A 21,709-nucleotide genomic window follows, 5' to 3' on the forward strand; every position below is an offset into this window, starting at 1 on the left:
GCACAAAAAAACCGCATCTTTCGATGCGGTTTTTTTGCTTACGGCCTTGCTACGACAGCGGTCAGACCGTCAGGGCCTGCCCACTCATGGCCAGGTCCAGCAGCTCACGGTTGGCAACGGCGTACATGGCGTAATCCGTGCCGCTTGCCGCACGAAGCTCGACCAGCATGGCACGCCAGCGCTCGACCATCAGCGAGTGCTGCTCCAGCCACAGGGCCAGACGCGCATCGATCTCCGAAGGACCGTCAGCCATTTGCAGGACCGACACGGTGATCGCCCGCTGTTGCCAGTCGACATCGTCACGGAACGCTTCACGCGCCAGGGCCTGCCAGTTGTTTTCCACCGGCAGGCTGCTGATCTGTTGCAAGTACCAGGTGATGTCCAGCGCGCTGCCCACGGCAAAGTACGCCTTGGCCACGTCGGCAGCGTTCTGCCCGGTCACGTCGGAGGCTTCGATGATCGGCAGCAGCGTGTACAGGTGCGTCGTACCCGCCACCATACGCGCCAGCAGTTCCGGCACACCGGCTTCGACATAAGCCTGATAACGCGTCTGCCATATCTCGCGGGTAGGCCCGTCTTCCAGCAACTCGTCAAGCTTGAGGCCCAGTGCGGCGAGGTGCGGACCGAAGTGCGCCACGTCACGACCGGCATCCAGCTCGTTGCGACGACTGCGCAGGAACCAGCGCGTTGCACGACGCCCAAGACGCATCAGTTCATCCATCAGCGCCAGCTGGATCTCGGCGGAAACCTTGTAGTCCAGCGCTTCGATCTGACGGAACCAGTGCGGCAGGTGGAAGATGTCGCGCACAATCACGTAAGCACCAGCCACAGCCGCAGCACTCATGCCGGTCGACTCCTTGAGCCGCTGCACGAAGGTGATGCCCATGTGGTTGACCAGATCGTTGGCGATCTGGGTGCTGACGATCTCGCGTTTCAGACGATGACTGCGCATGGCCGTTGAAAATCTGGCCCCCAGCGATGGCGGGAATGCAGTTTCCATATCGCGCGCCAGATAATCGTCATCCGGCACACGGGATTCCAGCAACGCTTCCTTGAGGTCGATCTTGCTGTATGAGATCAATACCGACAGTTCGGCACGGCTCAAGCCCTGTTTGGCCGCCACCCGCTCGGCGATCTGCTCTTCAGCAGGCAGGAACTCAATGGCGCGGTCGAGCTTGCCACGGGCCTCCAGGTCATTCATCAGACGCTTGTATTCAGCAATCCGCTCGTAAGCACGGCGTGCTGCCAACGACAGTGCCTGAGTCTGCTTGTAGTTGTTACCCAGCACCAGGTGGCCCACTTCGTCGGTCATGCTTTCGAGCAGCTGGTTGCGCTGCTTCCCGGTCATGTCACCGGCCTGCACCACCTCGTTGAGCAGGATCTTGATGTTCACTTCGTGGTCGGAGCAGTCCACACCACCGGCGTTGTCGATGAAGTCGGTGTTGGTCGCGCCGCCATTGAGGCCGAACTCGACACGGCCCAGCTGGGTCATGCCCAGGTTGCCACCCTCGCCCACCACCTTGCAGCGCAGCTCGTTGCCATCGACGCGCAGCGCATCGTTGGCCTTGTCGCCCACATCGGCATGCGATTCTTCGCTGGACTTCACGTACGTGCCGATACCGCCGTTCCACAACAGATCGACCGGCGCCTTGAGCAGCGCATGCAGCAGTTCGGTCGGGGTCAGCTTGTCGGCCTTGATATCGAAGCGCGCCTTCATCTGTTCGGTGATGGCGATACTCTTCAGGCTGCGCGGGAAGATCCCGCCGCCAGCGGACATGATGCTGGTGTCGTAGTCGGTCCAGGACGAGCGCGGCAGATTGAACAGGCGCTGACGCTCGACAAAGCTGCTGGCCGGGTCCGGATTCGGATCGATGAAAATGTGCAGGTGGTTGAATGCGGCAACCAGTTGCAGCTTGTCGGACATCAGCAAGCCGTTGCCGAACACGTCACCGGCCATGTCGCCGATGCCGATCACACTGATGCTGTCCTGCTGGACATTGATGTCGCGCTCACGGAAGTGACGCTGCACGCCTACCCACGCGCCCTTGGCGGTGATGCCCATCTTCTTGTGGTCATAACCGGCCGAACCACCGGACGCGAACGCGTCACCCAGCCAGAAGCCGTAGTCGATGGCGATGCCGTTGGCGATGTCGGAAAAGGTAGCGGTGCCCTTGTCGGCTGCGACTACCAGATACGGGTCATCATCGTCATGACGCACCACATTGACCGGCGGTACCAGCACGCCTTCCTTGAGGTTGTCGGTGATGTCCAGCAGCCCCGAGATGAAGATGCGGTAGCAGGCAATCGCTTCAGCCTGCACCTCATCACGGTTGCCAGTGGTCGGCAGACGGCGCGGCACAAAACCGCCCTTCGCGCCGACCGGCACGATGACCGAGTTCTTCACCTGCTGGGCTTTTACCAGGCCCAGCACTTCGGTACGGAAGTCTTCTTCGCGATCAGACCAGCGCAGGCCGCCACGCGCCACGTTGCCGAAGCGCAGGTGCACGCCTTCGACGCGCGGCGAGTAGACGAAGATTTCAAACTTGGGCACCGGCTTTGGCAATTCGGGGATCAGGCGCGGGTTGAACTTGAAGCTGAAATAGCCCTTGCTCTGCCCGTTGGCATCAGCCTGATAGAAGTTGGTCCGCAGGGTCGCCTTGATCAGGTCCAGATAACGACGCAGGATGCGGTCTTCGTTGAGCACCTGAACGTCGTCCAGGGCAGTCAGAATCGCCTGTTCCAGACGCAGCTGCTTGTCATCCAGATCGTCGGAACCCAGCTTGCGCGCCAGGTAGAAACGGGTCTTGAACAGACGCGTCAGCTCGCGGGCAATGTCGGTGTGGTTGTTCAGCGTGCTGGCGATGTAGCCCAGATCGAAGCCCAGACGAATCTGCTTCAGATAGCGCGCATAGGCACGCAGCAGCGCCACGTCGCGCCAAGGCAGACCGGCAGTCAGCACCAGACGGTTGAACGCATCGTTTTCGGCGTCGCCGCGCACGATATGCACGAACGCATCCTGCAAGGTGTCATTGAGCTGTTGAATATCGAGGTTCAGACCTTCGCCATAGGTAAAGGCGAAGTCATGAATCCAGAATTCGCGACCATTGGCGTGGTGCAGGCGATACGGGAACTCGCCCAGTACACGCAGACCGAGGTTTTCAAGAATCGGCAACACATCGGACAGTGCCAGCGGTGTGTCGGCGTGATACAGCTTGCAATGCAATTGCTGGCGGCCACCAGCCAGTGGCTGATAGAAGCTCATCACCAGCGGATTGGTTTCGCTCAGGCTCAGCACGTGCTGCATGTCGACCACCGCCGAATGCGCAGCAAAGCGCTCGCGGTAGCCGGCCGGGAAACCTTTCGGGAAATCGGCCAGCACGTTGGTGCCGTGGGCCTCGCCAAAGCTCTCGACCACAAGACTGGCGTAGTCGTCTTTCCACGAGCGACAGGCCTGAATGACTTCGTTTTCCAGCTGGGCAACGTCGATGTCCAGATTGACCTTCGGATCGACCCGCAGGATCAACTGCACACGCGCCAGCACGGATTCAGAGAAGAACGTCCAGAACTCGCAATCGCTGGCTTTCAGGCGATCCATCAATACCTGCTGGATCTTCTGGCGCACTTCGGTTGAATACACGTCGCGCGGCACATAAGCCAGGCAGTAGCAGAAACGGCCGTATGGGTCCTTGCGCAGGAACACGCGAATCTTGTTGCGCTCCTGAATCTGCACGATGGACATGACCGTAGTGAACAACTCGTCCACCGGCGTCTGGAACAAGTCGTCACGGGGCAGCACTTCGACGACCTGCGCCAACTCCTTGCCCAGGTGCGCCTTGGCGTCGAAACCGGAACGGCGCTCGACTTCTGCGACCTTGCGACGGATGTACGGGATCTGCCGTACGCTCTCGCCATACACCGACGAGGTGTACAGGCCCATGAAGCGACATTCCTTGATGACCTTGCCCGAGGCATCGATCTGCCGGATCGACACGTAATCCGGATAGGCAGGACGGTGTACGCGGCTTGGATGCGCCGCCTTGGCAAACGACAGCAGCACCGGCTCTTGCAGGTATTTCACTGCGTAGTCTTCGATGTGCAGCTCTTCGCGGGTCAGACCGGGGCGTAACAGTCGGGTCAGCCCCAGGAAAGACGACTCGTCATACACCAACTGGCCGCCTTCGGCGTCGTTGCGTACTTCAAACTCTTCATAACCCAGAAAGGTGAAGTGGTTATCCACCAGCCATTGCAGGAAGACCTTGATCTCGGCCTTCTCTTCGACGTCGGTATTGGATTCGTTGGCATCGATACTGGCCAGCAGCTCATGCAGACGCGCTTTCATCGGCCCGAAGTCTTCGACGGCAGCACGTACCTCGCCCAGCACCTGCCCCAGCTCGCGAGCCAGCACATTCAACTCGCTGACGTTGGCGCAGCGGTCGATCTCCAGGTACATCAGCGATTCCTGCAGCACGTCCTCGCCGGTGGTGCCCTTGGGCAGCAGCTCCAACAGTTCGCCAGCAGCGCCGCGACGCACGCTCAGTACGGTGGTCTGCAGGGTGTGGATGCTGTAACCGCGACGGTTCAGCTCGGTACGCACGGAGTCGACCAGAAACGGCAGGTCGTGATGCAGCACTTCAACGGCAGTATGAGTCGACTGCCAGCCGTGGCGCTCGTAATCAGGGTTGTAGACCCGGACCTGCGGGTGAGCGTGCTCGAAACGCTCCAGCAGGCGCCATGCGGACAAGGTGCAGCCTGCCAGGTCGGACAGACGCCGCTGGGTGAGTTCGTCGAGGGAAATGATGCCGAAGAATTGCTCGGCAAACAGCGCCACTTGTGGCAGTGCCTGTTCGCTGATGTGCTGAGCCAGTGCCGCTTGCAGTTGATGCTGGAAGTCGGCCTTGCTGGCTGCGGTGAAGAACGCCATCTGTGGTACTCCGCTTTGGCTTTTATTGGGGAGGCTTGAAGAAGGTGTTGCGACCGGTGTGCCCTTACATTCACTTGCGTGGGCATAACCTGATCGAGTGTAAAGCTAAAGTACTAACGCGCGCTGTGTCAGGGTAGTCACATTTGAATGCGGGAATAAAAAACTGCGCGCATCCGACACCGTACACCACTCGTCTGCCATGCAGCTTAACGAGAGCTGACGGCGTGCTGCTTACGAGGCTGCGACATATTCGGTCATCAGGTCGCGTTAAAATCCGCACGATGGTGCCAAACATCCCCGACAAAATTTACTCGGGACTGGCAAAATCCCCCTGACGCCTCAGTTGCCAAGACCCGGAGCCCCATCATGCAAATCAAGACCGCCAGCCTCATCGCCAACCCGTGCGACGACGAATACGACGACATGGCGCTGCTTTGCTGCCACGCAGAGAACGGCGTGCTGTTTTCCCTGACCCGCTTCCCGGACGAGAACGAAGTGGAAATCACTGTCAGCGATGAAAAGTCACTGAATGTGTCCAGCCTGAAAGTCAGCTTCAGTGCCGAGCGCCTGTTGGTGGAAATCACCCCGGAGGACGCGAAGCAGCTCGATGGCCACCACCAGTATGAAATTCTGCACGGCACCGACGCAGCCGAGCTGCAGGATGTTCACCACACGCTACAGATCATTCTTGAAAACGTGGGCGAGTACACCAGCACGATCAGTTAACGGGCAAAACCGCTAGAGTGAGTACTTCGCCGTACAGGAGCCCGTCATGAACCGCATTTTCGACGCCCACTGCCATATCATCGACCCGCACTTCCCGCTGATCGCCAATAACGGCTACCTGCCGGACCCGTTCGGCGTCGGAGACTACCTTGCGACGGTCCAGCCGCTGGGCGTTCAGGGCGGCGCGGTGGTGTCCGGGTCCTTTCAGGGCTTTGATCAGGGTTATTTACTTCAGGCGCTGCGCTTGCTGGGGCCGGGCTTCGTCGGTGTCACTCAACTGCCCGCCAGTGTCACCGATACTGAACTGGACACCCTCAATGCCGCAGGCGTGCGCGCCCTGCGTTTCAATCTCAAGCGCGGCGGCTCGGAGCAGCTCGACCAGCTGGAAGCGCTGGCCGTGCGAGTGCATGAACGCGCAGGCTGGCATTCGGAGCTGTACATCGACTCCCGAGAACTGGCGGAAATAGAAACCCGTCTGCTGAAATTGCCAGCGATCAGCATCGATCACCTGGGATTGAGCGCCGAAGGATTGCCCGTGGTGCTGCGTCTTGCCGAGCGCGGTGTGCGGGTCAAGGCCTGTGGTTTTGGACGCGTTGACTTCCCGGTGCGCGAAGCACTCAGGGATATCCATGCCGCCAATCCGAATGCGTTGATGTTCGGCACTGACCTGCCCTCCACGCGAGCGCCCCGCCCTTTCCAGCCTGACGATATCGAATTGCTGATCGACGCACTGGGTGAAGGCGGCGCCCGTCAGGCGTTGTGGGATAACGCAGCTGAATTCTATCGGCTCTAACCCTGCCGCATTCGACGGCCTGACCCTGTCGTCCTACACGCCCATACACAGAACATGTAGGGCAATTCCCAGTTAAATGACGTATGCGTCTCTAAATGCAATAAAAAACGCGGTAGTCGTTAGTCGATACCTGCCTGGATGGATTAAAGTATCGCCCCCAGCTCAGCAGTCACCAGACACAGCTGATCACCCTGCCAGGAACCGTCACCGATGGAACATCGTGAAGCGCTGATTGCGCTGCGAACCTTTCTTTCAACGCAGATCCTTGGCCAGGAAAAGCTGATCGAACGCCTGCTCATCGCCCTGCTTGCCGACGGTCACATGCTGGTCGAAGGCGCACCCGGCCTGGCCAAGACCAAGGCCATCAAGGAACTGGCAGAAGGCATCGAAGCACAGTTCCACCGCATTCAGTTCACCCCCGACCTGCTGCCTGCCGACATCACCGGTACGGAAATCTATCGCCCGGAAACCGGCAGTTTCGTATTCCAGCAAGGGCCGATCTTCCACAATCTGGTACTGGCCGACGAAATCAACCGTGCGCCGGCCAAGGTTCAGTCAGCGCTGCTCGAAGCCATGGCCGAACGCCAGGTGAGCGTGGGCCGCAGCACCTACGACCTGTCACCGCTGTTTCTGGTCATGGCCACCCAGAACCCCATTGAGCAGGAAGGCACCTACCCGTTGCCAGAAGCTCAGCTCGATCGCTTTCTGATGCACGTCAAGATCGGTTTCCCGGATGCCGCCGTCGAACGCAAGATCCTGCAACAGGCGCGTGGCGAAGCCCTGAATGGCGAAACCAAGCCGGAACGCCGTGTCAGCCAGCAGGCGATCTTTGCCGCACGCAAGGAAATTCTCGGCCTGTACATGGCCGATGCGGTCGAGGAGTACCTGGTGCAACTGGTCATGGCCACCCGGACCCCGGCCAAATTCGACCCGGAACTGGCCGAGTGGATTGCCTACGGTGCCAGCCCGCGTGGTTCCATTTCGCTGGACCGCTGCGCCCGCGCACATGCCTGGCTGGCCGGACGTGACTTCGTCAGCCCCGAAGACATTCAGGCAGTGCTGTTCGATGTATTGCGCCACCGGATCATCCTGTCGTTCGAAGCCGAAGCTGCCGGTATCGATCAGGATCGCGTGATTCAGCGCATCCTCGACGTCGTGGCCGTCGCCTGAGCCCATGCAACCCTACCTGATCCCCCAGCCGGGCATCCGCGTCAGCCTCAGCGAGCTGATCGAAATGCGTCATCGGGTGCGGGAAGTGCAGCTGTTCTCTACGCCCAGCCAACGCAGCCCGTTGATCGGCCTGCACCATTCCAAACTGCGCGGGCGCGGCGTGGATTTCGATCAGGTGCGGGTCTATCAGGCTGGCGACGACGTGCGCAGCATCGACTGGCGAGTGACCGCACGCACTCAGGAGCCGCACACCAAGCTGTTCCACGAAGAACGCGAGCGGCCGATTTTCATTCTGGTGGAGCAAAGCCGTCGACTGTTCTTCGGCTCCGGCCTGATGTTCAAGTCGGTACTCGCGGCCCAGGCTGCCGCGCTGATCGGCTGGGCCGCGCTGGAACACAACGACCGGGTCGGCGGGCTGGTGTTCGGCGATAACGAGCACTACGAGATCAAGCCCCGACGCAGCAAACAAAGCCTGTTGCAGTTGCTCAACCGACTGGTGCGGGTCAATCAGTCACTGCACACCGAGATCCCGGCAGACCGCGATGCCTTCGGCACTGCGCTGCGTCGCGCTAGGGAAGTGCTGCGCCCTGGCAGCCTGGTCATCGTGTTGTGCGACGAACGCGCCCTTTCCGATGCTGCCGAACAACAGTTGAGCCTGCTGTCACGCCACAGCGACCTGCTGTTGCTGCCATTGTCCGACCCACTGGACCGTGCGCTGCCCGCTGCGGGCCTGCTGCGCTTTGCCGAACGCGGCGCGCAGCTGGAACTCGATACCCTCAACCCCGAACTGCGCCGCGCCTACCGGCAACAGGGCGAAGACCGCTCTGCGCGCTGGGAATTGCTGGCGCAGAAACTGCGGGTATTGCTAATGCCCTTGAGCACCCAGGCGGAACTCGTTGAACAATTGCGCGAATACCTCAACGCAAAGCGTCCGGTGAAGCGCAAATGAATCCGCTTGATCAGCTCGAGCCGCTGATTGCTCCCGAAGCCGTCGGCTTTTGGCCGCTTGCCCCGGGGTGGTGGCTGCTGCTGTTGCTGATCCCGGCAGTGGGCTGGGGCCTGTGGCGTTTGCGTGTACTGCTGCCGGTCAAGGCGCGCAAGGTTCGCAGCGAACAACCGCTGGACCCGGTTCGCCTCGCCGCCCTGGCGGAACTCGCCAGCTTGCCCAAGCCCTACGATGGCGCCCCGGCAGGTGCCTGGCTGCAGCAGATCAACGGCCTGCTCAAACGCCTGTGCCGCAACCATTATCCGCACAGCCAGAGCCACACGCTGAACGGCCGAAAATGGCTGGCGTTCCTCGACAACCGCTGCCCGGCGGCAGGCCTGACGCGCTGGATGATTCTGGTCGAAGGTGCCTACAAACCCGAGTGCAAGCTGGACGACAAGGCCATCACCGGGCTGACCCAGGCGGTTGATACCTGGATCCGCAAACATGTTTGAGTTCGTCTGGCCCTGGGTTTTCGCCCTGCTGCCGCTGCCGTGGCTGATGCGCGCCCTGCTGCCCATGGCCGACAGCGGCGAGCCGGCGCTAAAGGTCAGTTTTCTCAGTGAACTCGAAGGGCTGAGTGGACGCCGCGCCAAGGCCAATCTGCCGGTCTGGAGACAGCGTGCGCCCTTTCTGCTCATCTGGCTGTTGCTGTTGATAGCCACCGCGCGACCGCAATGGCTGGGCGAGCCACTGCCAGTGGCTGCCAGCGGGCGCGACCTGCTGGTGGCTGTCGACGTGTCCGGTTCCATGGACTACCCCGACATGCAGTGGAAAAGCGATGAAGTCAGCCGACTGGTGCTGGTGCAACAGTTGCTCGGTGACTTTCTCGAGGGCCGCAAGGGCGACCGGGTCGGTTTGATCCTGTTTGGCACTCAGGCTTTTGTCCAGGCACCGCTCACCTATGACCGGCGCACTGTAAGGGTCTGGCTTGACGAGGCAAAAATCGGTATTGCAGGCAAGAACACTGCGCTTGGCGATGCTATCGGTCTGGGCCTGAAACGCCTGCGCTTGCGCCCGGCCACCAGCCGCGTGCTGATGCTGGTCACCGACGGTGCCAATAACGCCGGTCAGATCGATCCGATCACTGCCGCGCGGCTGGCTGCCGAAGAAGGCGTAAAAATCTACCCCATCGGTATTGGCTCGGACCCCGACAAGGACGCGCTGCAAAGCGTCCTCGGCCTCAATCCGAGCCTTGATCTGGACGAGCCGACGCTCAAGGAAATCGCCAGCCTCAGTGGCGGCCAGTATTTCCGTGCTCGCGACGGCGACCAACTGGAAAAGATTCGCGCCACCCTGGACAGCCTGGAACCGGTTGCCCAGCAGCCCACCCAGGCACGTCCGGCGCAGACGCTTTATCAATGGCCGCTGGCGACAGCCCTGCTGTTGAGCGTACTGCTGGTACTGCGTGAACTGTGGCCAAACAATGCGCTGCAACGCCTGCTGACCGTCGTGCGTTCCGTCAACTGGCGTGAGCGCGTCAAAAGCCTCTGGAGGTCGCGATGATCGCCTCTCTGTGGCCGCACTGGTTTCGCCCCGAATGGCTGCTGATCCTGCCGTTGCTGGCGCTGTTGATCTGGCGGCTCTGGCATCGGCAGAAACGCGCCGGGCGCTGGCAAATGCTTCTGCCGACCCACTTTCATGCCGTACTGCTCAACGGTGGGCGCGGCAGCAACAGTAAACTGCCGTGGGTCGCACTCGGGCTGGCATGGCTGCTGGCGCTTTTCGCGTTGCTGGGCCCCAGCTGGCAGCGTGTCGAACAGATCAGCCAGAAACCGGTCGATCCGCTGGTGGTGATACTTGAACTCACCCCGCAGATGCTCGCCACCGACAATGCGCCCACCCGCCTGGAACAGGCGAAACGCAAACTGCTGGACCTGTTGCAAAAGCGCAGCGATGCGCAGACCGCCATCGTCGTCTATGCGGGCAGCGCGCACACGCTGGTGCCGCTGTCCGATGACCTGGTCACCAGCCATAACCTGCTGGAAGCCATCAGGCCGTCGATCATGCCCATGACCGGCCAGCGTGCCGATCTGGCGGTCCAGAAAGCCCTGCACCTGCTGAAACAGGGCGCACTGGGCCAAGGGCGAATTCTGCTGATCACCTCGTCACTGAGCGAACAGGAACGTCAGGGCATCCGTACGGCGTTGCGCGGGCAATCGCCGCCGTTGCTGATCCTTGGCATCGGTACGGCTGACGGCGCGCCGGTCATGCAGGAAAACGGCAGCCTGCTCAAGGACGACCAGGGCGCCATTCTGGTGTCGCGCCTGGACAGCAACAGCCTCAACGAATTCGCCGATCAGGTCGGCGGCAGCTATCGTCAGGCACGAGGCGATGAAGAAGATTTGCACAGCCTTGGCCTGCTGGCCAGCCCCCAGCACATGAGCAGCGACGGGCAGGTCGTGCAACTCGATACCTGGGCCGATCAGGGCCACTGGTTCCTGCTCCCGCTATTGTTGATCGCAGCCCTGGCTGGTCGGCGCGGCTGGCTGTTCTGTCTGCCGCTACTGTTCATGTTTCCGCAAAACAGCCAGGCGTTCGAGTTTCAGGACCTGTGGCTGCGTCCCGATCAACAGGGCCAGCGGCTACTGGAGCAGCATCGGCCAGCCGAGGCCGCACAACGCTTCGAAGACCCGCGCTGGAAAGGCGTGGCCTTTTACCAGGCCGAAGACTACGTCAGCGCCGCCCAGCAGTTTGCCGAAGGCAACAGCGCCGCCGACCATTACAATCGCGGCAATGCCCTGGCGCGCAGCGGCGAGCTGGCGGCAGCACTGGATGCCTACGAACAGGCCCTGGACCGCCAGCCCGAGTTTCCCGCGGCACAAACCAACCGGGCGCTGGTACAAAGCCTGCTGGACAAGGCCGATGTCCAGAAGCCTGCCGAGGATGAACAGAACAAGGCCGATCAGGGCGAAGAAGGCCAGCAAGCGTCACAGGACCCCAACAGCAGTGCATCGCCAGCCGATCAGAACCCGTCCCGCTCGGATCAGCCCGGTGCCAGCGAGAGCCTGCCGCCAGACGTCAGCGGTCAGGCCACCTCAGGCGAATCGGCGGACGACGAGCAAACTACCCGCCCACCGCTCCAGGCCGCAGACACCCCTATTACCGGCGAGCGGCGTCAGGAACTGGAACAGTGGCTGAGGCAGATTCCGGATGATCCGGGCGAGCTGCTGCGGCGCAAATTTCGCTACGAACAGCAACATCAGGAAAAGACCCGATGAGTCGCGTGTACACCTTATTGATCGGCCTGCTGCTGAGCCTGATCAGCTTGTCATTGCAGGCTGCGCAACTGACCGCCAGCGTCGACCGCACGCGCCTGAACGCCGGGGAAACTGTCGAGTTGACGCTGGAAACCGATGATGTGACGCAGTTCGGCAAGCCGGACATGAGCGCCTTGGAAAGCAGTTTCGAGGTGCGCGACACGCGCCAGCTCAACAGCCTGAAAACCCTGGACGGCAGCAGTCAGGCCACCACTCGCTGGATCGTCACCCTGCTGCCTCGCGAGACCGGCAGCGTGTTGATCCCGTTGTTGCAACTGGGTGAGCTGAAAAGCCAGCCACTGACGCTACAGGTTCTGCAAAGCGAGCCCCAGGACCCAGGCAGCCATCTGGCGTCGATCTTCATCGAAGCGAGCCTCGATCAGGACAGCGTCTATGTTCAGGCCCAGACCGTGCTGACCCTGCGCGTCTACCACTCGGTGTCGCTGTTCGACGACAGCAGCCTGAGCCCTTTGCAAGTACCGGACGCACGGGTCGAAAAACTGGGTGATTCGCGCACCTACGAAAAGCTGATCAATGGTGTGCGTCATGGCGTGATCGAAACACGCTACGCGATCTATCCGCAGCAAAGCGGCGTGCTGAAGATACCGGCACAAGTGTTCAGCGCTACGCTGGTGCAGACACCTGCCGAAGGCTCGCAAGGCCAGGATGCCAACCCGTTCGGCCCGCAACCAGGTCGATCGGTGCGGGTCAAATCCGCCGAAGTGCCGTTGACCGTCAAACCCAAGCCCGCCGACTACCCGGCTGATGTCGCCTGGTTGCCGGCGCGCAGTATCAGCCTTGAAGAGAGCTGGAGCCCCGAGCCCGGCACCACTCAGGTCGGCGATTCACTGACCCGCACCCTCATACTCAAGGCCGAAGGCCTGGCCGGTGCGCAACTGCCACCCTTGCCGCCCACCGAAGTGCCCGGCCTGCGGCGTTATCCGGATCAGCCACAGCTGCGCAACCTGCCCAGCGAACGCGGCCTGATCGGTACCCGCGAAGAACGCGAGGCACTGGTGCCAACCCGCGCCGGGGCAATTGACCTGCCTGCGGTTGAAGTGACCTGGTGGAATACCCGTGAAGATCACCTGGAACACACCAGCCTGGCCGCACGTACCCTGCAGATCAGCAGCAACCCCGGCCTGGCAGTGGACACGCCGGTGAACAACGACATGAGCGGCGTGACGGTGATCGGCCCGCCGGTCTGGCCGTGGCAACTGAGCACGCTATTGCTGGCCTGCACCACCTTTTACGGTTTCGCCCTGTGGTGGCGGGCCCGCGGGCAGCCGGCAATCGCCCGGGCCGTGCAGACCGGGCCCAGCCCGCGTACCGTACTGGATGACCTCAAACGCGCCTGCCTGGCCAACGACCCTCAAGGCACCCGTCAGGCACTCGACGCGTGGGCACGCCAGCAGCCGGAAACCCTGGCCGAAATGGCCGCGCGTTTCGTGCCGCTGTCCGATGCACTGGACGGTCTGAACGGCGCGCTTTATAGCGAGACCGGCAAGCTGTGGCTGGGTGAAGACCTCTGGCGCGCCGTGCGCAAGCTGCCCGCCGCCGAACATATCAAGGACCCGGCAGGCGATGCCGGGTTGCCACCGCTGTATCCCAAGTGAGGATGCAGCTCAGGCAACACCTCTCACGACAAGGTAAACCAATGCGTCTGTTTCACACCTCTGACTGGCATCTGGGTCAGAACCTGCACGGTCAGGAGCGGGATTTCGAACACGCCTGCTTTCTGACCTGGCTGCTGGCCCGTCTGGCCGAACGAAAACCTGATGTACTGTTGATCGCGGGCGACATCTTCGACACCGTCAACCCGCCGGTCAAAGCGCAGGAACGCCTGTACGACTTCATCGTCAACGCCCATGAACGGCAGCCGCTGCTGACCATCGTGATGATCGCAGGCAACCACGACTCCGGCTCGCGTATCGAACTCCCTGCACCCCTGATGCGCCGTTTGCGCACACACGCACTGGGCAGGGTGATGTGGCTGGACGACGGTGTGCTGGACGCCGAACGCCTGCTGCTACCGTTGCCGGACGCCGAAGGCAACGTCAAAGCCTGGTGCCTGGCGCTACCCTTCCTGCGTCCTGCCGAGGTCACCGGCCCGACGCTGGGTGACGACTACCTGCGCGGTATCGGTCGGGTTCATGAGTTGCTGATCGAAGCAGCCAACCTCAAGCGCCAGCCAGGTCAGGCACTGATCGCCATCAGCCACGCGCACATGGCGGGCGGTTCGGTCTCGGAAGACTCCGAGCGCAGCCTAATCATCGGCAACGCCGAAGCCCTGCCGGCCAGCCTGTTCGGGCCGAGCATCACCTATGTCGCGCTTGGCCATTTGCACAAGCCGCAACGAGTCAATGGTGAAGAGCGCATTCGCTACAGCGGCTCGCCGATCCCGCTGTCCTTTTCGGAAATCAGCTATCAGCACCAGATTCTCGAGATCAATTGCGACGGTGAGACGCTGACCAGTGTCGAGCCGTTGCTCATCCCTCGCGCCGTCAACCTGCAACGCCTGGGGCCTGCGCCCTTGGCCGATTTGCTGGTACAGCTCAAGGCGCTGCCGGACATCGACCTGCTTGCCGACCCGGACCGCCAGCCGTGGCTGGAAGTGCGCGTGCGTCTTGATGAACCGCAACCGGACCTGCGCAACCAGATCGAAACCGCGCTGCAAGGCAAAGCCGTGCGGTTGGTGCGCATCGGTGCTGAATACGCCGGTAAAAGCAGTGCCGACGGCAACGAGGGTGAAGCCGCCCTGATCGAGCTGGACCAGCTAACGCCTCAGGAATTGTTCAGCCGTGCCTGGCAGGACAACTTCGGCAGCGAGGTCGACGAACAGACCCTGACCGATTTCGCCACGCTGCTGCGTGAAGTCCAGCAGGAGAGCGAACAGCCATGAAAATCCTTGCCATTCGCCTGAAAAACCTTGCCTCGCTGGCCGGGCCGTTTGAAATCGATTTCACTGCCGAGCCGCTGGCCAGCGCCGGTCTGTTCGCCATTACCGGCCCGACCGGCGCAGGTAAAAGCACCCTGCTCGACGCCTTGTGCCTGGCGCTGTTCGGAGCGATTCCGCGGCTGAGTAATATCGGCCAGTCCAAGGTCCCGGACATCGACGGCGACATCACCACCAGCGACCCGCGCACCCTGCTGCGGCGTGGCACGGGCAGCGGTTACGCAGAAGTGGACTTTATCGGCATCGATCAGCGCCGTTATCGCGCCCGCTGGGAAACCAACCGCGCACGCGACAACGCGACCAAAAAGCTGCAGGCCAGCCGCCAGACCCTGACCGACCTGGACAGCGAACAGGTGCTCAGCAACCAGAGCAAGCGTGAATTCGAGCAACTGATCGAGCAGCGTCTGGGGCTCAACTTCGAGCAGTTCACCCGTGCCGTGATGCTTGCCCAGAGCGAGTTCAGCGCCTTCCTCAAGGCCGACGACAAGGAACGCAGCGAACTGCTGGAGAAGCTGACCAATACCGCCATCTACAGCCAGCTCGGGCGGCGCGCTTACAGCAAGAGCAAAGAGGCCGAGGAAGCGCTTAAAACCCTCACTGCTCAAGCCAGCAACATCGTCCCGCTGGCTCCGGAGCTGCTGGCCGAACTGGAGCAACGCCTCAACGATGCGCAGCAGCAGCTCAAGGCGCACCAGGCACAGCAACGGCAACTGGAAATCAAACAGCAGTGGCTGATCGAGCTGCACCGCCTGCGCGACGAACATCTTGCCGCTCAGGAAGCGATCACCCGTACTCAACAGGCCTGGGACGACCAGAGCGGAGCACGTCAGACCCTCGGCCAACTGGAACGCCTGGGCCCGCAGCGCCACCGTTTCACGCGTCGGGTCACGCTGAACGCCCAGCTCAACCCGCTGGCGGAACAAATTCGTCAGCATCAGCAACAGCAGGCTTCGCTGCAAGATCAGCAGCAACAACTGGAGACCCGCCGCACCCAGGCGCACGCCAGTCTGCTGGCGGCCCAGCAAACCCACAGCAACGCCAAACCGCTGTTGCAGCAGGCTTTTGACACACAGAACACGCTGAACCACCTGGCCCAGGAACTGGCCAAGGTGTCTGACCTGCATCAGCAAACCGGACAGCTTTGTACTGAGGGTCAGGCCAGCCTGCACATTCTGCTCGACCAGCAGCAACAGGTTTCGCAGCGCCTTGAACGTATTGCCGAGCAACTGGAGCACAGCAGCGAACTGGCCCCGCTGGCTCAGGCCTGGAGCGCCTGGCGCGACCGCCTGAAATCCCTCACGCTGATCGCCAACCGCCTCAAGCACGGGCAGAGTGAACTGCCTGCACTGCAGCAACGTGCCAGCACGGCCGATCAACAGTTGACCGAGCAACGCAGCGCGCTGGAATTGCTGTACCGCGAAGCCGATTGCGAAGTGGATGCGGTGACTGAACAGGTACAGATTCTCGGCAGCCTGCTGCAGGACAATCGCAAGCAGCAACGCGCATTCGAAGACCTGGCCCGTCTGTGGGCCAGCCAGCAGGACGTAGACCGACAACTGGCCGATCTGGCGCAGCAACAGCAAAGCGCTCAGCAGCAACGCGAACAGCTCAACAGCGAAGGCATTCGCGTTCGTGATGAACTGACCGTCGCCGAACAGACCCTGACCGTTACCCGGCAACTGCTGGAACGTCAACGCCTGGCCCGCAGCGCCAGCGTTGAAGAATTGCGCGTCCAGTTGCAGGACGACCAGCCCTGCCCGGTCTGTGGCAGCATCGAACACCCTTGGCATCAGCCGGAAGCTTTGCTGGAAAGCCTCACGCAACATGATGACAACGAGCAGGCCAGCGCGCAGAAGGCGGTGGACCAACTGACCGAACAGCGCAACCAATTGCGCGAGCAGGTTGGCGGCGTGATCGCTCGCCAGAAAGAGCTGCTGCGTCAGCACGAACAGCTCACCCTGCGCCATCAAACCCTTGCACCGGACCTGGAATCTCATCCCCTCGCGGCTCAATTGCTCGACCACGACGCAGGCAAGCGTGACAGCTGGTTGAGCCAGCAATTGAATAACCTGAGCGAAGTCATCACCCGTGACGAGCAACGCCAGGAAGCGTTGCTGACCCTGCAGAAAGACGCCGCCCGCTTGCAGCAGCAACTTCAGGCAGCCACAGAAGCCAGTCAGACCGCGGCGAGCCATGTTGCCGAGCAGCTCAAGCAGCTGGACGTCGACAGGCAGCGGCTGGAAGAAGAACTGAGCGCATTCACGCCGCTGGTCTCGCCACACGTGCTTGAGGGGCTGCGCAGCGATGCATCGGCAACGGTGATGCAGCTTGAGCAGCAGGTGACTCAGCGTCTGGATCAACTTGAGCAGCAACACGAAGAGCAGCAGGAGCAGAGCGAGCGCCAGCAGAAGATCGAAAAGCATCAAATCGAGCAGCAGACTCGCCTGCACCGCCAGACCGAACTGGCGCAGGAAGTCGCCCGGCTAGGCGAGCAGCAACAGGCCAGCCAGCAGGCACTGACCGGCTTGCTGGGCGAGCATGCGACTGCCGAGCACTGGCAACAGGCGCTGGAAAACGCCATCGAGCAAGCCAGGCAAACCGAAAGCTCGGCCGCCGAGGCTCTGCAGCAGATTCAAAGCCAGTTGATCCAGCTGGCTGCCGAACTCAAGTCCGCCCAGCAACAACAGCAATCCTTGCAGCAGGAACTGGCTGAACTTGATGTGCAGATCAGCGAGTGGCGCGGCCAGCATCCCGAGCTGGACGATACCGCGCTCGACACGCTGCTGACTTACGATGACGCGCATGTCGAGCAACTGCGTCTGCAACTGAACGCTACCGACAAAGCGCTGGAGCAGGCAAAAGTATTGCTGCAGGAGCGCGATCAGCGCCTGCAACAGCATCAGGCGCAACACAGCGACCTTAGCGACAGCACGCAACTGGCGGCAGCGCTGCAACAGGCCCATGAACAGTCCGCGCTCGGCGAGCAGCAATGCGCCGACCTGCGCGCCGAACTCAGCGAAGATCAGCGCCGTCGCAACGCCAACAGCGAGTTGCAGGCGCGCATCAACGATGCCAATGACGAATACCTGCGCTGGGCACGCCTGGCATCGCTGATCGGCTCGGCCGAAGGCGACAAATTCCGCAAGATCGCCCAAGCCTACAACCTTGACCTGCTGGTCCACCATGCCAATGCGCAGCTCCGGCAACTGGTGCGCCGCTACCGCCTGAAACGCGGCGGCAGCATGCTCGGCCTGCTGGTCATGGACACCGAAATGGGCGACGAACTACGCTCGGTTCACTCGCTGTCGGGTGGCGAAACCTTCCTGGTCTCGCTGGCGTTGGCGCTGGGACTGGCGTCGATGGCCTCCAGCACGCTGCGTATCGAATCGCTGTTCATCGACGAGGGCTTCGGCAGCCTCGACCCGGAATCGCTGCAACTGGCGATGGACGCACTGGACGGCTTGCAGGCACAGGGTCGCAAGGTCGGCGTGATCTCCCACGTACAGGAAATGCATGAACGGATTCCGGTGCAGATCAAAGTGCGTCGCCAGGGGAATGGGTTGAGCACAATCGAGTTGGGTAACTGAAAGAGCTGTGACGCGGAGCGTCACGAACGGCATTCCCACGCTGGAGCGTGCGGAACGATAATCTCAACTATCGTGTTCTGGACGCTTTCAACTATCGTGCGGCGCTCCGCGTCGCATGCCGTTATGGACGCTCTGCGTCCGGTCTTGAATACGCCATCGCCGTCAATGCTTTCGCGAACAGGCTCGCCTGACATTCCGTGCATGGTCTGCCGCGCAGTGGGCAGTAAGTCGCAGGGACCTGTGTTGGCGAACATGCTCGCGAAAGCGTGACGGCTGATGAATCATTGAGCGGATTTGTGATCCAGCGCTGCGTAGAAATTAGCGCTCTGTTGCAGGTATTTCGAGGTGTAGGTCTGAGCAGCGTGGGCTTTTTTGTCAGTTACATCGACACTGGCACTGGCTGGAAGCGCAACGCTTGCGGAAACAGCCGATGCAGCAATGATGGAGAAAAGATTGAAATTCATGTCGGTCACCCCTCGTTATCCGGTTAGCGTTTGCTTGAAGTGTTAGCCGTCTTGGCCGTGACTCAAACTTACGCCCGAGGGTGGTTCAGCAGAAATCTTTTGTAGCACTAACCCATATCATCAAGAATGATAACGGCTCCAGCCCTTGTATCTAGAGGGCTGGAGCTGGAAAGGCTTACTTGTCAGTCAGAAAACGCAGATAAGAAGGTGAATCTGCATTAAATTTCTGCACAGTTTCACCGATCTTCCCGCTCTGCGGATCACGGCGCACGGTTACGATCTGGTTGCTCTTCTGATTGGCGAACAGCATGTACTTGCCAGTCGGGTCAAAGGCGAACTCGCGTGGCTCCTTGCCTTCCAGGGAACGGCGCTGAATTTCTTCCAGCTTGCCGCTGGCCTGATCGATACGGAATACCACGACCTGATTCGCGTCACCACGATTGGTCACATAGAGAAACTTGCCGTCCGGTGAGGTGTGCAAGGCACCGCCACCGTTTTTCTCCTGCACGCCTTTGTTCTTCATATCAACCAGTTGGGTCTGCTTGAAGACGCCGTCATGGTAGTCAAACACCGCGACCTGCGCCGTCATTTCCAGCACCAGCCAGGCATGCTTGCCATCAGCACTGAACAGGGTGTGACGTGGTCCGGAGCCACCCGGCAATTGCACGGTCGGCTCCTTGGCTGGCTGCAGTGGCTTGGCCTGGCTCGCGTCGTAGCGATACACAAACAGCTTGTCAGCGCCCAAGTCAGCGCTCACTACGTACTTGTCATCCGGGGTCGGCACGGCCAGGTGCACATGTGACGACATCTGCCGCTCACTGTTGACCTTGCTTCCGGGCCCCAGCGGCAAGACCTGAACGGCCTCGCTCAACGTACCGTCCTTGCCCACTGGCACCACTGTCAGCGCGCCGCCCGGTTCAGGGTTTACTGCGTAGTTGGCAACGAACAGGTAGCGGCCGTCATAACTCAGGCTGGAGTGCGTCGGTTCTTCACCGCGGCTTTGAACCTGATTGATCGGCGTGATCTGACGGGTTTTCGGGTCGATTGCAAAGCTGCTGACCTTACCGACCACATCTTTTTGCCCTGGGCCGTTTTCATTGACCGCGAACAGATAACGCTGGTCTCTGGACACTGTCAGCCACGAGGGGTTTTCGGTTTTGACCACTTGCAGCGGCTTGGCATCGATCATCCCGGTTTCGCTGTTGAAGGCAAAACGATAGATCCCTTCACTCTTGCCTTGTGTGTAGGAACCTATCAGCAATTCAGTATCGGGCATGGCTTGGGCCTGCAGGGTAAACGCGCTCATGGCACTGGCAATCGCCAGCCACGGCAGAAATTTATGAGGCATGGGGGCATCCCTTTTTGTCGAAATTATTGATGCCTGTTACGGCACTGTCGGGGTCTATGACAGCGCCAGCCCGCATTTACTCAATCCTGCGCAGAATCATCTTCATCGGAGGGTGTAAAGGCATCCAGGCAGATGATCCGGTGATCGGCGTTGCCGTCATTGATCACCCAGCTTTGCAGGGATTCATCGAAGGTCGCAGCATCGACTTGCGCCTTGGTGAAGCGCCAGACCTTGCGCTCACGGCCGTCCATGCATTCGACGTTCAGTTCATCGCCCAGAGAGAAATCCCAAGCGTGCAGACCGTCGATTTCCAGCATGGTGGTGGCTTCGAGTGCGGCGAGCAGTGTGGTGGGTGTGGTAGTCATGAAATTCATCCGGCCAGCAAAAGCGCGAATGATAGGGCAAAAGGCAGGCGTAGATACAGTCGGAGCGTAAGTAGAGCCGTACCAGCGCCGAGCGCTGGCACGGTGAGCAATCAAACAGGGACTGCGCTTACAGCTTGCCGATGCCGCCCGGCTGAAACACCGGCTCGCTCGGTGCCAAACCGTTGACCAGCGGCTTGCCGAACTCGGCCTGACTGATCTCGAAACGATCGCCCGGCTGGGTGCGCACGCCATCGGCAAACGACAGTGTCGCGGTGCCGAAGAAATGCACATGCACGTCACCGGGCCTGAGGAACTGTGCGTACTTGAAGTGATGGTATTCAAGGTTTTCCAGGCTGTGGCACATGTTCGCTTCGCCACTGAGGAACTCTTTTTCCCACAGCACCTTGCCGTCGCGCCAGACCCGACTGGTGCCCGACAGGCTTTGCGGCAAGTCGCCCACGCGCAACTCCGGCCCGAACGAACAAGCGCGCAGTTTCGAATGCGCCAGATACAGGTAGTTGCGACGTTCCATGACGTGGTCGGAGTATTCATTACCAATGGCGAAGCCCAGACGATAAGGCTTGCGGTCATGACCGATCACATACAGGCCACTCAGCTCGGGCTCTTCCCCGCCATCTTCGGCAAAGGGCGGCAGCGAAAACGAATGGCCGGGGCGCACGACAATGCTGCCATCACCCTTGTAGAACCACTCTGGCTGAACACCGGCCTGCCCCGCAGCCGGCTTGCCGCCTTCGACGCCCCATTTGAAAATACGCATGGTGTCGGTCATCGAAGCTTCGTCGCCGGACTGCTGGTGCATCTTGTCGCGTGCCGACGCACTGCCCAGATGGGTCAGCCCGGTGCCGCTGACCAGCAGGTGCGCCGGATCAGGATGGTCGAGCGGCGGCAGGATCAGCAACGCCTCAAGCAACTGCGAATAGTCGTGCGTCTCGCCAACGCCACGCTGCTCGACCTGGTGCGCCAGAGCCGAACCCGCCTCGATTGCCGCCAGCGCCAGCTCGCGAACACTTTCGACACCCTGGACCTCACGTACCTGATCACCGTCGACCAGACCGACCCGGCGCTGACCGTCGCTCAATTCAAACTGTACTAACCGCATGAAATTCTCCTTCC

Annotated in this window: 15 protein-coding genes; 10 read left to right on the forward strand and 5 right to left on the reverse strand. The window is 61.0% G+C overall.

Features of this window, described 5'->3' with window-relative positions; translation table 11 throughout:
* Window positions 1-61: 61 nt before the first annotated feature.
* A complete protein-coding gene (locus AC4ANK_RS19510) occupies window positions 62-4,921 on the reverse strand; it encodes an NAD-glutamate dehydrogenase (protein ID WP_002554473.1) in 4,860 nt (1,619 codons plus the stop codon).
* A gap of 366 nt (window positions 4,922-5,287) precedes the next feature.
* Here AC4ANK_RS19510 and AC4ANK_RS19515 point away from each other — a divergent pair, with 366 nt between their 5' ends.
* From AC4ANK_RS19515 to AC4ANK_RS19560, 10 genes are all read left to right on the forward strand, one after another.
* Window positions 5,288-5,647, forward strand: coding sequence for a hypothetical protein (locus tag AC4ANK_RS19515; RefSeq protein ID WP_002554474.1), 360 nt, complete (start codon window positions 5,288-5,290; stop codon window positions 5,645-5,647).
* Window positions 5,648-5,693: 46 nt separating this feature from the next.
* Window positions 5,694-6,440, forward strand: coding sequence for an amidohydrolase family protein (locus AC4ANK_RS19520; protein ID WP_002554475.1), 747 nt, complete (start codon window positions 5,694-5,696; stop codon window positions 6,438-6,440).
* 210 nt (window positions 6,441-6,650) lie between these two features.
* Window positions 6,651-7,610, forward strand: coding sequence for an AAA family ATPase (locus AC4ANK_RS19525; RefSeq protein ID WP_002554476.1), 960 nt, complete (start codon window positions 6,651-6,653; stop codon window positions 7,608-7,610).
* A 4-nt stretch (window positions 7,611-7,614) separates the two neighbouring features.
* The gene (locus AC4ANK_RS19530) at window positions 7,615-8,559 is read left to right on the forward strand and encodes a DUF58 domain-containing protein (RefSeq protein WP_002554477.1); all 945 of its coding nucleotides are present in this window, start codon (window positions 7,615-7,617) and stop codon (window positions 8,557-8,559) included.
* Window positions 8,556-9,050 (forward strand): DUF4381 domain-containing protein, encoded by a 495-nt coding sequence (locus AC4ANK_RS19535; protein WP_002554478.1) that lies wholly within the window; start codon window positions 8,556-8,558, stop codon window positions 9,048-9,050. The genes AC4ANK_RS19530 and AC4ANK_RS19535 overlap by 4 nt, the downstream gene beginning before the upstream one ends.
* Window positions 9,043-10,101 (forward strand): vWA domain-containing protein, encoded by a 1,059-nt coding sequence (locus AC4ANK_RS19540; protein WP_460384737.1) that lies wholly within the window; start codon window positions 9,043-9,045, stop codon window positions 10,099-10,101. The genes AC4ANK_RS19535 and AC4ANK_RS19540 overlap by 8 nt, the downstream gene beginning before the upstream one ends.
* A complete protein-coding gene (locus tag AC4ANK_RS19545; protein ID WP_002554480.1) occupies window positions 10,098-11,816 on the forward strand; it encodes a VWA domain-containing protein in 1,719 nt (572 codons plus the stop codon). Before AC4ANK_RS19540 ends, AC4ANK_RS19545 begins: the two co-directional genes overlap by 4 nt.
* Entirely contained in the window at window positions 11,813-13,471 is a 1,659-nt protein-coding gene (locus AC4ANK_RS19550; protein WP_002554481.1) for a BatD family protein, read from the forward strand. Before AC4ANK_RS19545 ends, AC4ANK_RS19550 begins: the two co-directional genes overlap by 4 nt.
* 41 nt (window positions 13,472-13,512) lie before the next feature.
* Window positions 13,513-14,757, forward strand: coding sequence for an exonuclease SbcCD subunit D C-terminal domain-containing protein (locus AC4ANK_RS19555; protein ID WP_002554482.1), 1,245 nt, complete (start codon window positions 13,513-13,515; stop codon window positions 14,755-14,757).
* Entirely contained in the window at window positions 14,754-18,398 is a 3,645-nt protein-coding gene (locus tag AC4ANK_RS19560; protein WP_044423719.1) for an AAA family ATPase, read from the forward strand. The genes AC4ANK_RS19555 and AC4ANK_RS19560 overlap by 4 nt, the downstream gene beginning before the upstream one ends.
* Before the next feature lie 281 nt (window positions 18,399-18,679).
* On the opposite strand, the gene AC4ANK_RS19565 is transcribed toward AC4ANK_RS19560, so the two are convergent.
* From AC4ANK_RS19565 to araD1, 4 genes are all read right to left on the reverse strand, one after another.
* Window positions 18,680-18,862, reverse strand: coding sequence for a hypothetical protein (locus AC4ANK_RS19565; protein ID WP_011169181.1), 183 nt, complete (start codon window positions 18,860-18,862; stop codon window positions 18,680-18,682).
* Between the two features lie 175 nt (window positions 18,863-19,037).
* Complete coding sequence (locus tag AC4ANK_RS19570) at window positions 19,038-20,210, reverse strand: lactonase family protein (RefSeq protein WP_002554485.1); 1,173 nt, start codon at window positions 20,208-20,210, stop codon at window positions 19,038-19,040.
* A gap of 80 nt (window positions 20,211-20,290) precedes the next feature.
* Window positions 20,291-20,575: a DUF5629 family protein gene (locus tag AC4ANK_RS19575; protein ID WP_005781808.1), complete on the reverse strand. Its 285-nt coding sequence runs from the start codon at window positions 20,573-20,575 to the stop codon at window positions 20,291-20,293.
* Window positions 20,576-20,702: 127 nt separating this feature from the next.
* On the reverse strand, window positions 20,703-21,695 hold the full coding sequence (gene araD1, locus AC4ANK_RS19580; protein WP_002554486.1) for an AraD1 family protein: 993 nt from the start codon (window positions 21,693-21,695) through the stop codon (window positions 20,703-20,705).
* Window positions 21,696-21,709 lie beyond the last annotated feature (14 nt).

Source organism: Pseudomonas sp. Pmew2 (assembly GCF_058129885.1).